Genomic DNA, 14695 nt, shown 5'->3' on the forward strand with positions numbered 1-14695 from the left:
AAAAATCTACTATCTTGTTTTCCCAAGCTTTAAAGCTAATCAAACCTAGCCCATCACCTATGCAATACCGCACCTTAGGAAAAACAGGTCTGGAAGTTTCCATTCTGGGATTTGGAGCCTCTCCCCTGGGAAATGTTTTTGACCCGGTAGATGAAAAAGAAGGGATCTCCGCCGTCCACTATGCCTTGGATCAGGGGATCAATTTCTTCGACGTTTCCCCGTTTTACGGTCTCACTTTGGCCGAAAGCCGACTCGGAAAAGCATTGGAAGGATCCCGGAAGGACATCATTCTCGCCAGCAAATGCGGCCGCTACGACTTGCAGCATTTTGACTTTTCCCGAAAAAAAATCCTACAAAGCATCGACGAGTCCCTAGTCCGATTGAAAACTGACTATCTCGATCTTTTCCAATTGCACGATATTGAGTTTGTAGACAAACAAATCATCCTAGCAGAAGCAGTTCCTGCAATGCGGGAGGTGGTCGCTTCCGGCAAAGCCCGCTTCTGGGGAATCACAGGTTTGCCGGTCCGCTACCTCGCACAAATCGCCCGGGAGACGAATCCTGACACCGTCCTCTCTTGGGGACACTACAACCTGCTGGAAGACGAAATCAACGAGGAACTCGTGCCCCTTTCACTGGAAATGGAATTCGGCTTGATGAATGCTGCACCGCTGATGCAGCGCATCCTTTCAGACGGAACTTTGCCCCCTTGGCATCGCTCCCCTCCTGAGGTCAAAGCCATGCAACCGATTCTGCTGGAGTTCTGCAAATGCTACGGCATACGGCTGAGTGATGTGGCTTTGCGCTATGCCATGGATCATCCCTATATCGCCACGACCATTATCGGCATGTGCGAACTCGAGGTCGTCAAACAGAATGTGGAGGCTTTGGACTTTGAAATACCCGAAGTATTGCTTGAAAAAATCGAAACACTGCTCGCCCCGGTGAAGAACAGGATGTGGTTTGAGGGGAAGGAGGAGAATAATATTTAGTATCAAGATGTTAGACTTAAGTATCAAGAGTTTAGAATCAAGACAAATTTGGATTGTCAGGCTGAGCGGAGTCGAAGCCATTACTTAATTATTAATTAAAAATAAATTAACAAATCAGCTATGGACTATGGTCTGTCGACTGTTGACTAAAAACCTATGAAAGCCCTTTTTCTTACCGAAGTCGGAAAATCTGAAGTCCGCGAAATCGAGAAACCAAGTCCAAAACCCAATGAAGTCCTCCTCAAAGTAGAAATGGTCGGGTTTTGTGGGGGAGATATGAATGGGTTCAAAGGCCTTTTCCCTCTTCAGGAATATCCCAACATCCTCGGACATGAAGTGGGTGCGCTTATCGAAGAATTGGGCGGAGATGTACCGCAGCAGTTTCAAATCGGCTCCAAAGTCACCCTCTACCCCTATCTCGCTTGCGGCACCTGCGTGGCTTGTCGAAAAGGCCGCCCCAATGCCTGCAAAACCAACAAAACCATGGGAGTGCGTCGTCCGGGCGCAATGACGCGCTATGTCTGTGCTCCCTGGCAGGATCTTTTCCCCTCCGATAAACTCAGCTTCAGGGAGCTTGCCCTTGCCGAACCACTGACTGTAGGCTTTCATGCTGTGGCTCGAGGAAGAGTAAGTGCGGAAGATTGCGTGGCGGTCTTGGGTTGTGGAATCGTAGGCCTCGGGGCTGTCGCCTCTGCAGTCAACCGAAATGCAACAGTCATCGCTATCGACTTGGACGATTCGAAGCTTGAAATCGCCCGCAAGATCGGCGTCGCACATACCATCAATCCATCCAAAGAAGACCTTCATGCGAGATTTCAGGAGATCACAAATGGCGATGGCCCCGATGTGATCATCGAAGCCGTCGGAAGCCCTACGACCTACCGGGCTGCGGTGGAAGAAGTGGCCTTTTTGGGAAGGGTGGTCTGCATCGGCTATGCCAAAGCACCAGTGGAGTTCAATACCTCGCTTTTTGTCCAAAAGGAAATCGAAATCCTCGGCTCGAGAAACTGTGTGGGCCGAACTGATTTTCCTGAGGTGATCGCTTATCTGGAAGCCGGAAAATTCCCTGTGGACGAAGTGATCTCCAAAGTGATCTCCATCGACGAGGGACCCGAAACTTTAAAATCCTGGGCCGAAAATCCCCAGGGAATTATCAAAATTATGATTGACTTTAATCGGTAAGAAATGATCAAATCTGCTGTTACTATTGCCCTTGTTCCACAAATAAAAAGTGGCCCCTGGATATTTTGGGAAGACTTGGAGCAAAGCATGAAAAAAGCCGCTGCCTTGGGATTCGATGGTATTGAACTTTTTACCTCTTCAGCCGATGCCATTGATCCAGACCATCTGGGTGAATTATTGGAAAAATACCAACTTCAGCTTGCGGCTGTGGGTACCGGTGCCGGAAAAGTCATCCATGGCTTGACCCTCACTGATCCTGATCCGGAAATCCGAAAAAAGGCCATTTCCTTCATCTCAGACATGATTACTTTCGGAGCAAAGTTTGGTGCGCCGGCAATTATTGGATCCATGCAAGGCAATGTGCTTCCAACCGGAGACCGAGAAGAAACCCTGACTTGGCTCGCTGAAGGTTTGGAAATCCTCGGAAAACAAGCCGAATCAGAAAGAGCATTTCTGATCTATGAACCGCTAAATCGCTATGAAACCAACTTGATGAATACACTCGCAGCCGGAGGCAGTTTTATTGAAAAACACAGGCTGAACAAGGTCAGACTTCTGGCAGACCTCTTTCACATGAATATCGAGGAGGAAAACATCGCCCAGTCTATTCTGGATTTTGGAAAGCACATTGGGCACGTCCACTTCGCGGATTCCAACCGCAAACCGATGGGCTTGGGCCATACCGATATGGGGCCAATTGCGGAAGCTTTGAAAGAAATCGGCTATGAAGGTTATATCTCAGCGGAGGCTTTCCCCTCTCCCAATCCTGATACCGCAGCAGAGCAGACGATTCAGGAATTTAGGAAATGGTTCAAGTAAATAGGAAGTACGAGATACGAAGTACGAGATACGAAGTAAGAAATACGAAGTACGAGGCTCTGGGCAAAGGGGAGGTTTTGATCACTGGATAACTTAAAAGTTTCAAGTTTTCCAGAAATTGAACCTCAAATAAAACTGAAAGCCCCGAAGCAATCTCCCAATTTGAGTTATATAATTGGGATAAGCCACTGTCGTTCCTCCCTCGCAGTGACGAAGAAAACCTTACCACCATACAACTTTAACACCTCAAAACACAACTTCCCAGCCTCCTAACCCCCAAACCTCCTAACCTCCCATGAAACGCTTCTGCCTCACCCTCGACCTGATCGACGATCCCGAATCCATCCGAATCTATGAAGCGCATCACGCTCCCGGTGCCGCTTGGCCCGAAGTCACGCAGCATGACATCGACTGTGGGGTGTCTAACATCGAGATCTTCCGAACCGGTAATAGGATGTTTATGATTCTGGAGACAGACGATGACTTTACCTTTGAGAAAAAGGCCGAAATGGATGCCTCAAACCCCATCATCGCCAAATGGGAAGCACTGATGTGGGGTTTTCAACAGCCCATCCCCTGGGCAAAGCCGGGTGAAAAATGGGTATTGATGGATCGGATTTTCAAGTCAGGGCTTTAAGGAAACCTTTGAGGTTTTTCCAACCTCGAAGTTTTTTGATTTTGACCTTAAAGGAATCGAAGGAACGCGATTTTTTTACCACAGAGAAAAGAGAGAGTTTGATTTGAAGAATTCTTTATGTTAAATTAATATTCCCCTGCAAGCCTGGACTGAGCGTAGTTACAAACACCCAGCGTCAAGAGGAATTTCAACGCTTTAGACAGTAGAGGAATTTCCAATACAGCGATTAAAACGTAAATTTCTTTTATGGGCGAAGCATACCAGATCAAAGACCAAGAAATGCCTTAATTTTTGACGTTCCAAGTTGAAGGATGGGCTGATGTTTTTACCAGAAAAACCTATAAGATTATCCGCTTCTTTGCCAGTAAATCCATGCAATTATTGAAAATTGGCCTAAATTCTAATCTTCAGGCCCTCTTCGCTCTCCGGTCTTCGGTCTTCCAGCCCCTCACCTATGGAAAATTCACCTACTGGCAGAATAGCGTATGTCCAAAAAATTTATCTTGATAGGAAAGTTGTGCAACAAGCACACGGGTTATGTTTCAGGCGGGGTGACGTGCAATCTTGGAGCTTTATGTCCCCCTATGCGGGATTCAGTTCTGGTTGAAAATTTTGTACTCCGAAACCCACCCAAACGCAAAGCTCAAAAACCTTACCCAACATAATAGGAGAAATTCTGCGAGTGCAATAAATAAACGCAAAAATGTCAATTAGAATAAAGTATATTTAACAGAATAATAAAAAAAATGTCATGAAAAAAAAATTGAAAACAACCCTCTGTGTTGCATTTCTATCAGTTACATTCATCTCTTGTGGAGATGTAAGCAGAAAAGTTGACGAAAACATTGATAAGTTGATAAATAAAACCCAATATTTAGACTCTTTACTAAATCAAGAAGTCGATAAAGTTTTAACTCTCGATTCACTTATCGATAAAGAACACCAAAAGGTAATAAAACTTGATTCGCTTATACAGAAATCATCCTCAAAACTTGATTCTGTTGTAAATAAGGTTTTAAAACCTCAGAATTAGTAGTTGTAAACAAATATAATAATACAAACATGAAATGCCCATGATCCCGTAGGTACGGGATCACACACCGGAATGATTATCCGAAATGCGAGATTCCCTGTCCGACTACAGGCGGGCATGTGGCCTTAAAGAAAAAATTATATACACATGAAATGCCCATGAGAAAGGCTTCTCGCACAGGGGAATGATTATCCAGTGCATTCCATCTGACCAATAAAAATCAAATTATAAACAGATGAAATACCCATGTCGAAAGAGCGACACACAGGAGCATGATTATCTGGGGGTATTCCATGTGGCAATTAAAAACCAAATTATAAACACATGAAATGTCCAAATTGTAAAGAGGTAAACTTAGTTATGAGCGATCGTAACGGGATAGAAATTGACTATTGCCCTGAATGTCGCGGAGTTTGGCTTGACCGAGGTGAACTTGATAAAATTATTGAACGAGCTATGCCTCAACAAGATAATAGACTTCCCGATGATAATTATCAAGGGAAGGATTATCAAAACAGAGACGATAATTACCGTAATAAAAAAAAGAAAGGACTTCTAGGTAATATTTTTGATTTTTAATAATCAAGCAGGTAAGTGGGATTTCACCCCAAACCTCTCACAGCACCCTGCGTTATAGTTTCCCTGCTTTTGGCTTGGAAATCGTTGTCATTCCCTTTTTGCATGTTCGCGGAATATTTAAAACTCAATGTGACAAGCGCAGTTTTGAGACAGTCTCCAGCATCAGTTGGAATATTCGAATGTTTTTCAACCTGCACCAAGCCCGAGATTTGCAACAGCCAACACCATCAATTCCCGGATCTGAGCTCTATCTTGAAAATTATTTTCTTTTTCGGGCTGCTGCCAGATCTCTCAAATTGCTCAGAAAAACAAAAAATCGGAGGGCTTTTTTGCGGGATAATTGCGAAACCAATCCCTTTTTCCCAATTGTAAATCAGAACTCAGTCCTCAAAAAGGAAATCCATTTCTGGCTCGGCTTACTTTATCAGTTTTCAAAAGTATTTTAGTTTAACCTTATTCTTCAGTCAATTAGCTTAACTGAAACCAGTAATTTTAGTGTATATTTAAAAAATTGAGGGAGGAGGACTGACACCGGATCATTTTTTATTTAATGAAAGTGCCTTAATTCTGAATTGAAGCAAGGCTTCTGGAAATTATTCATTTGTCGGTGATTATCATTTTCAAATTCCTCAGAAGCACTATCAGTCCATGGGCTCAGGCCTAAGGTATTTCCGTATCAAGTGGCCGGGGATTTTTCCTGCACGTTGGCAAAAGTGTAGGGGCATAATTTACTATCTATGAAGGAACAACTGACAGTCTCATTTAACATCAACTTCTTGAAGGAGAGTGCCATTAGTTTGGCCAAAATTCATAAAGTCTCCCCAACCTCCAACAAATCGATCCCGATTAAGCCGATTCTGGAAGACTCCAAAGAGATACTTACTGAGACCTATCGGACCCTGTCGAAGTATGTGAAATCAGAAAAAGAGATTTCGCCGGCTTCAGAATGGCTGATGGACAACTTTTACATCATTCAGGAACAGATTGTACAGATTGCCATTGACTTCCCAAAAGCCTATCAAAAAAACATCCCCATCCTGACCATCGGGGAACACAAGGGGTTCCCAAGGGTATATGAGATCGTGCTCAATATGCTCACACACACCGATAATGTGTTGAACAATGAAGTCACGGTAGAATATATCCGAAGTTATCAGGAGGAGAAAACGCTTCTGCTGGGAGAACTCTGGGCGATACCCATTATGATTCGATTGTTTCTTATCCAAATATTGGCAGAGAAAGCCTCCCGGATTTTGGAGCAGAAAAACATCAAAAGTGAAGTTGAGAAGTTTATAAGAAAAATTGAAAAGGAGGATTTAAAAGAGCCAGGATCCTTCGCGCATGCGATTAGCGGCTGGGCAATAGACCATTCCGAAAAGTTAGGGCTCCTGTATCTTTTGGAGTTGTTCAATCAGCTTCAATCCATCGGTCTGATGCACGAGGAACAAAAACGCTGGTTCAATTATCACATCAACCAATACGATATCACCCTGGAAGACGCCATGCGTTTGGAGGCACAAAAGCAGTCCAGGCTTCAGGTCAATATTCAAAATGCCATTATTTCATTACGGGAAATTACCGAAACAGACTGGTCGGATTTTGTGGAGGATTGCTCCGTCATCCACAGGATTCTCAAAGAAGATCCTGCCGGGTACTATTCGGAAATGGATTTTCAGACCCGGGACAGCTACCGCAGGACTGTGGAAAAAATCAGCAGACATTCGGATCTCGAAGAGTATCAGGTATCCAACCGCGCTTTGGACTTGGCAAAAGCACAGGCTTTGGTCAGCAATGGAACTGAAAGAACCTTGTTGTTTGATTCCACGCAGATAAAAAACCACATCGGCTATTACCTCGTCGGGGATGGATCACCTGAGCTTAAAAAGATTGTCGGGTACTCTGCCCCGCTCAGAGAGCGATTTTACCAGGCCTATGAGTCAGATTTTCGCCTATACCTCTACACCATTTTTCTAGTTGCCCTTTCCTTTGTGGGAGTCTTGTGGTATTCCACCGGTACGATCAGTTATTCTCCTCTGGTAATCATTTCTGTAATTCTTGTCGCTTTTTTTCCGGCACTCGAACTGTCCATCATAGCGGTAAACCGGTTTTTTTCATTTTTTCTTCCCCCTCGGGTTCTTCCCAAGATGGATTACAAGGAGAATATTCCAGACGCTTCCCGCACGCTCGTCGTTATCCCTACTCTCTTAGCATCACCCGAAGAGGCATTGCTTCAGATTGAAAACATGGAGATCCATGCTTTTGCCAACCCGGACACGGGACTTCAATTTGCTTTACTTTCCGACTTCAGGGATGCGGACAGCCAGAATTTAGCAGGCGATGGAGCCATCCTCATCACCGCCAAAAATGCAATCGACGCCCTCAATGCGAAGTATTCCTCCCAGTATGGCAACAAATTTTTTATGCTCCATCGCGAACGTCAGTGGAATAAATCTGAAAACGCATGGATGGGTTGGGAAAGAAAACGGGGGAAACTCGAAGAATTAAACAACTTAATCTGTGATCCCGGCACTGCGACCTCCTACCGGTTTTTTGCCGGGGAATTCCTAGACACGCTCAATTCCACGCCGATACACTATGTCATCACCCTCGATGCCGACACAAAACTGCCGCCAGGATCTGCCACAAAACTAGTCAGCACCATCGCGCATCCGCTCAACAAAGCCCAATATGACGCGGATAAAAAAAGAATTACCAGGGGCTATGCGATCATTCAGCCACGCATTTCATTTTTTCCCGAATCCGCCAAAAAAACCTGGTTTTCAAGAATTTTCTCCGGAAATGTGGGAATAGACCCCTATTCCGCAGCCGTCTCCGACATTTATCAGGACCTGATCGGTGAAGCCATTTTTACGGGCAAGGGGATCTATGATGTCAAAGCCTTTCACTTGGTTTTAAACAACAAGTTTCCCGAAAACAGAATCCTCTCCCATGACCTCATCGAAAGCACCTATTTGAGAACGGGGCTGGCCACTGATATTGAATTGTTTGACGACTACCCAAGCACTTACCTGAGTTTCGTCAAACGTAACCACCGCTGGACACGGGGCGATTGGCAGATTGCTTCCTGGTTATTTCAATTTGTACCGGGGCCAAAGGGGAAAATCCGGAATGAGCTCAGCCTTTTATCGAAATGGAAAATTTTTGATAACCTTCGCCGATCCCTGAATTTTTTGTTTCTGACCATTTTCTTTATCGCCGGCCTGTTTTGGCTGCCCGGATCAGGATGGATCTGGACAGCCGCAGCTTTGGGAATTTTGGCATTCCCTACTTATGTGAGTTTTTCGAGCGACCTGCTCAACAGACCGGCACGGGTCCGATGGAAGCTCTACATGGAAAAAGTACGGGATAACTTGAGAATAAATACCGTTCAGGCCATTTCTACCATCATCATCGTCCCACATCAGACCGCCATTCAACTGGATGCAGCTTTCCGGACCTTATACCGCCTGATCTTTTCAAAAAAGTGGCTACTCGAATGGACCACGGCTTCCCATGCCGAGAAACTCAGCCCAAATTCCCCGGGGGTCTACTTTCGATTAATGCTCATTTCCGTTTTACTGGGGATTTTTATCCTGTTCACGGCCATTGTCCTTGCTCCTCCCTATTTGTGGATTGTGACTCCGGTCTTCCTGCTCTGGTCCGGCTCTCCGCTTTACATGTGGTACATCAGTCAGCCCTTTAAAAAAAGCCCCGAAATTATCTCGGAAGAGGAGCAGTTGAAGCTCCGCATGTATGCCAGACGCACTTGGTTCTATTTCGAGCGATTTGTGAATGATGAGCATTTTTGGCTGCCTCCGGACAATTATCAGGAGGACCCCCCACTCCCCGCCGCAGAGCGAACCTCTCCGACCAATATTGGATTGGCACTGGTATCCAACCAAGTGGCCTACAATATGGGCTACATCACCCTCGGCACCTTGCTCGAACGACAGCAGAAATCGTTACAGGCAGTTCTTAATCTGGAAAAATACGCCGGCCATCTCTTTAATTGGTATGAAACCCGACTGGGAGGAATCCTGAATCCCAAATACATCTCTACCGTCGACTCCGGAAACCTCGCCGCCAGCTTAATAGTAACCAAAGAAGCCATCATTCAGGTGATGGGATCCCGCGGGATCAACAAAAATTTCATCATCGGACTGCGGGACACTTTGCTGACGATTGAAGTGATTTTTAACGAATACTCAGGTAAGGAGTCCTTTTCCAAATCATCATTTGATCAAATTCTCCATCACGCAGATTTGATGCTCAGCAAGCTCAGCACTGCATCCGCGAAGAATCAAAGTCTCAACCTGGAATTGCTGAAGGCTTTAAAAGAGGATGCCGTCAATCTGAGTGCGGTCGACCTGATGTCACTCGGGAGCAATATGGATGACCGGAACAGGGAAAATCTGCTCTTTTGGATAGAAAGTCCACTCAAGCATGTCGAGCGGGCGATAGAGGAATACAAATGCCTGACCCTGCCGGATCAGCTGGACATCAATGCCTTTTCACCCGATGAATTGAATGTCATGCTCAAGGAGAATTACCGGGATCACTCCTGCAATCTCCTACTGGAAAAATGGTTGAATCAGGCTGATGAAATCGTCGTGCTGGCCGAAAAAATGATCGACGAGATGGATTTCTCTTTTCTCTATCAGAAAAAGAGAGGCCTGTTCAGTATTGGATATAATTTGGATTCGGCACAGTTTGACAACAGCACCTATGACCTCCTGGCAAGTGAGGCACGGATTGCCTCCTACGTCGCCATCGCAAAAGGCGATGTGCCCGTCGAACACTGGTTTAGGCTGAGTAGAAGGCTCACCCGCATCAACCGGGACGAGATGCTGCTTTCATGGGGCGGTACCATGTTTGAGTACTTGATGCCTTTGCTCTTTTTTAAATCTTATCCCGACACCATGATGACTCACACCTTTCACAATGTGATCAACTGGCAAAAACACTACGGGGATGACCGGGATCTTCCCTGGGGGTTTTCTGAAAGTGCCTATTACTTTCTCAATATCGACTTACACTACCAATACCGGACTTTTGGTGTGCCGGGGCTTGGTTTGAAGCGAGGTTTGGCGGATGAATATGTGGTTGCCCCCTATGCAAGCATGCTCGCTCTGATGGTCAAATCGAAAGTTTCGATTCAAAACCTGAATGACATCGAAAAAATCGGAGGTTTCGGCCTTTTTGGATTCTATGATGCGATCGATTTCACCCATTCCCACCTCACCGAGGATGTGCCCTTCAAACTAGTGAAAACCTATATGGTTCACCATCACGGGATGAGTCTGATCGCTTTGGATAATATATTGAATGGCTGCTCCATCACTGAAAACTTCCACGCGGACCGCCGTGTCAAAAGTTGTGAGCTCCTCCTGCAGGAACGCATCCCGCGTGGGGCACCGATCAAAGAGCCCCATCCGATTGATGCCGAACTCGAACCTGCCATCAAATCATCTGCTAACTATGTAGCAGACCACTCCGGAATCAACGAACTCGACGCAAGTCCCCCAAGGCTGCATACGCTCTCCAATGGGAATTTCTCAGCGATGATCACCCATGCAGGCACCGGCTATTCCGGCCATAACGGGATTGTGATGAACGCCTGGAAACCGGATTCCACCATTGATCCACTGGGATTGTTCTTTTACATCAAAGACACCGAAAGTGGAAAGTTCTGGTCGGCCATGCATCAGCCGGTCAGGAGTAAGCCCGACAGATATGACACCTGGTTTCACAACGGAAAAGTGGTCTGCTCCCGGGTGGACGACTGGATCGAGACCACCACGGAAATCTGCGTTTCTCCCGATCATCAAATCGAACTCCGTAAACTTACTCTGACCAACTATGCCGACCGAAAGCGCACGCTGGAGGTATCGAGCTATGCGGAAGTCGTCTTGAACAGGCTGGTGGATCACAATGCCCACCCTGCATTTTCCAAACTCTTTATCGAGACCGAATACCTCAATACCCACCATTCCATCATTGCCAAGCGCAGGCCTCGCAGTGAAAATGAAAAACCCATCTGGCTGGTTCACACCTTTGCCGGCAACAATCAGGACAATCTGAATAGCCCACTTTATTTTGAAACCGAGAGGTCAAATTTCATCGGCAAAGGCAGATCGCTGAGCAATCCCGAAGCCATGGATGATGGAAACATATTCAAGGGATTCCAGGGGAATGTATCGGATCCGATTGTCAGCTTCAGAAAACAAATCTCGCTCAACCCCGGAGAGAAAATCCAGGTCACTTTTGGGCTGGGCTTTGCCGATTCGAGAGAGGCCGCCATCCAACTGGCAGACCTGTACGACAGCCAACTTGCCGTAAACAGGGCTTTTGACCTTGCCTCCATTTACGGTTTGGTGGAGCTTAACCACCTCGCCATCAAAACCCGGCAGGCGCATTATTTCCAAAAACTCGCCTCCTACCTGTACTATGCGGATCCTTCCTATCGGGCAGATAAAAAGTACCTCCTGATCAACCATAAAAAGCAGCAAGACCTCTGGGCCTATGGCATTTCGGGAGATTTCCCGCTGGTCATCTTCCGGATCAATGAAGCCAGCCAACTCAAGCAGCTGAAGATTTTAATCAAAGCCCATACCTTTTGGCGTCTGCGGGGCATTGAATCCGAATTGCTCATCATCAACGAACATGCACCCGGATATATCGACGAAATTCAGGAAGCCATTCAGGTGGCGATTGAGTCCTCCCTCGAGCGGGACATCATGAACCGAAGAGGCGGGATCTTCCTCTGTAGATCTGATAAAATCCAACGAGATGATCTGACCCTCCTGCTGACGGTAGCTCACGCTATTTTCGACAAGCAGCTGCCCGATTTATCTAGAATCATCCCGCCCGCGGAGACTAGCTCCTGGAACAAAGGGGATGAACCGGCCAACTACCTGCCCCTGAAAGATCCCGCCTACGATATCGATGAATTGTATGAACAGAGTCAGTCGGGACTGCAATTCTTCAATGGCTATGGCGGATTCTCGGCAGATGGACGGGAGTATCATATATTGATCAAAAGAGATGTGGAAACCGGCTACCCGGTATTTCCGCCTGCACCCTGGATCAATGTGATTGCCAATGCCAAATTCGGATTTACAGTCTCAGAGCGGGGTGCCGGCTACACCTGGAGTGAAAACAGCCGTGAAAACAAGCTCAGCTCCTGGTCAAATGATCCGATCCAGGACACCCACTCCGAGGCTTTTTACATCCGGGATGAAGTCAAACGAAAATACTGGTCCCCTACCCCCGGGCCGGTAAACAGCTCGGGATTTTACCGGGTGATTCACGGCTTTGGCTTTACCCGCTTTGAGCATTTCTCAAATGGCCTGGACCAATCGCTGATTCAGTTTGTCCCCCAACATGAGCCGGTAAAAATCTCCAAGCTCATCCTGAAAAATCAGAGTGGCGAAACCCAAAGGCTCTCTGTATTCCGATATTTGGAGCGGGTCTTGGGCGTAGAGCGGAGGAGTGCCTCCCGGTTTGTCAATCAGGAAATCTCAGCGGATGGAAGTACCCTCTATGCCAAAAACAATTACAACAATGAGTTTGCCGGGCGTACCGTCTTCTCGGCTGTCATCAACCCGATGGACACTGCGCAATTCCGCCACAGCACGGATCGAAAGCGCTTTATAGGGCGAAATCGCTCCCTGAGCAAGCCCCTCGTGGTCGCCACCGATCGACTGCTGGACAACCGCGTCAGCCTGGGCGGAGACCCCTGTTCGGTGATCCAGACCAGTTTTGATCTGGCACCGGGTCAGAGTGTATCCCTTCTCTTTTTGGAAGGCGAATGTGCCAACAGAAATGAAGCCGATGCACTGATCCAGCGCTTTTCGGACAGCGTCCATACCGATGCCGAACTGGAGTCCATTCAGGAGTTTTGGAGAAAAACGCTGACAAAAGTCGTGATCACCACGCCCGATCGATCCCTGGACATCATGGTAAACGGCTGGCTGATGTACCAAAATTTATCCAGCCGAATGTGGGCCCGCACGGCCTTTTATCAGGCCGGGGGTGCCTTTGGATTCCGGGATCAGTTGCAGGATTCCACTGCTGCCCTCTATGTGGATCCGAAGCTTTGCCGAAATCAGATTTTGATCCATGCCGAAAAGCAATTCAAGGAAGGCGATGTCCTGCATTGGTGGCACATGCCAACCGGGCGAGGCATCCGTTCCAAAATCACCGACGACCGGCTCTGGCTTCCCTATGTGGTGGAATTTTACTGCCAATCTACCGGGGACGAGTCCATACTGACTGAATATGCGCCTTACATTTCCTCGCGGAAACTCGAAGCATTTGAGCACGAAGCCTACCTGCACCCGCATAGCCTGGATGAAAAGGGGACGATCTACCAGCACTGCTGCAAGGCAATCGATATCTCCCTCAAATTCGGCATCCATGGACTGCCGCTGATCGGCGGAGGAGACTGGAACGACGGCATGAACCGCGTGGGAGAAAACGGAAAAGGGGAAAGTGTCTGGCTGGGCTTTTTCATCTACCATGTGCTGACCCGCTTTGAAAAAATCTGCCGAAAAATGAATGACCCGACACGCGCGGAGCATTACCTCGCTGTAGCGAAAAAACTGAATGAGGTGCTGAATACGGAGGGCTGGGATGGAAAATGGTACCTGCGGGCATTCTACGACGACGGCACTCCGCTCGGCTCTTCCCAAAATGAAGAATGCAGGATCGATGCAATCTCTCAGGCTTGGTCCATTTTCTCGGGTGTCGCTTCCGAGGAGCGAAGCAGGCAGGTCTTGGCCGCACTCGAAGAACACCTGGTGTCGGAAAAGGACAGAATCATCCGGCTGCTTGCCCCGCCTTTTGACAAAACACCCAAGGATCCGGGCTACATCAAGGGCTATATCCCCGGTGTGCGGGAAAATGGCGGGCAATACACCCATGCCGCGCTTTGGACGGTAAAGGCCTTTGCAGAGACGGGAATGGGAGAAAAAGCCCTGCACTACCTTCACATGATCAACCCCATCAACCATGCGCTCGACCGGCAGTCGGCCAACACCTACAAGGTGGAGCCCTTTGTCGTGGTCGCGGATATCTATGGAGAAAAAGCCCTCACGGGACAGGGAGGCTGGTCCTGGTACACCGGTTCGGCCGGATGGATGTATCGGGTGGCCCTGGAGTCTGTGCTCGGCTTGCGATTGAATGGGGACTCCATTCTGCTGAAGCCCGCGATTTCGGCAAGCTGGAAGGGATTCAGCATCGACCTGAGGCTGGAGGATGAGGAGACGAGCTATCACATTCAAGTCGACAATCCCGAGGGACTGCAAACCGGCTTGCTGGAAGGCAGCATCGATGGGGAAGCAGTGCATTTCGAAGAAGCTGCCGCCATGCTCCCCCTCAAGCGGGACAGGCAGCACCATGAGATTTTACTGAGAATCAGAGGAGCTGGATCGGCATAAAAATTTCGTGGGG

Annotated in this window: 7 protein-coding genes; all 7 read left to right on the forward strand. The window is 47.5% G+C overall.

Features of this window, described 5'->3' with window-relative positions:
- The first annotated feature begins 59 nt into the window (after nucleotides 1-59).
- The 7 genes from BLQ81_RS18230 (at nucleotide 60) to BLQ81_RS18265 (ending at nucleotide 14682) form a co-directional block, all read left to right on the forward strand.
- Nucleotides 60-992 (forward strand): aldo/keto reductase, encoded by a 933-nt coding sequence (locus BLQ81_RS18230; RefSeq protein ID WP_092733338.1) that lies wholly within the window; start codon nucleotides 60-62, stop codon nucleotides 990-992.
- A 156-nt stretch (nucleotides 993-1148) separates the two neighbouring features.
- A complete protein-coding gene (locus BLQ81_RS18235; protein WP_092733268.1) occupies nucleotides 1149-2174 on the forward strand; it encodes a zinc-binding alcohol dehydrogenase family protein in 1026 nt (341 codons plus the stop codon).
- 3 nt (nucleotides 2175-2177) lie between these two features.
- Complete coding sequence (locus BLQ81_RS18240) at nucleotides 2178-2993, forward strand: sugar phosphate isomerase/epimerase family protein (protein ID WP_092733272.1); 816 nt, start codon at nucleotides 2178-2180, stop codon at nucleotides 2991-2993.
- 295 nt (nucleotides 2994-3288) lie between these two features.
- Complete coding sequence (locus tag BLQ81_RS18245; RefSeq protein ID WP_092733275.1) at nucleotides 3289-3630, forward strand: L-rhamnose mutarotase; 342 nt, start codon at nucleotides 3289-3291, stop codon at nucleotides 3628-3630.
- 751 nt (nucleotides 3631-4381) lie between these two features.
- Nucleotides 4382-4663, forward strand: a complete 282-nt coding sequence (locus BLQ81_RS18250; RefSeq protein WP_092733278.1) for a hypothetical protein — start codon at nucleotides 4382-4384, stop codon at nucleotides 4661-4663.
- Nucleotides 4664-4987: 324 nt separating this feature from the next.
- A complete protein-coding gene (locus tag BLQ81_RS18255) occupies nucleotides 4988-5242 on the forward strand; it encodes a TFIIB-type zinc ribbon-containing protein (protein WP_092733281.1) in 255 nt (84 codons plus the stop codon).
- Nucleotides 5243-5979: 737 nt separating this feature from the next.
- Entirely contained in the window at nucleotides 5980-14682 is an 8703-nt protein-coding gene (locus BLQ81_RS18265; protein ID WP_092733287.1) for a GH36-type glycosyl hydrolase domain-containing protein, read from the forward strand.
- Nucleotides 14683-14695 lie beyond the last annotated feature (13 nt).

It is taken from the genome of Algoriphagus alkaliphilus, assembly GCF_900103735.1.
GTDB lineage: Bacteria > Bacteroidota > Bacteroidia > Cytophagales > Cyclobacteriaceae > Algoriphagus > Algoriphagus alkaliphilus.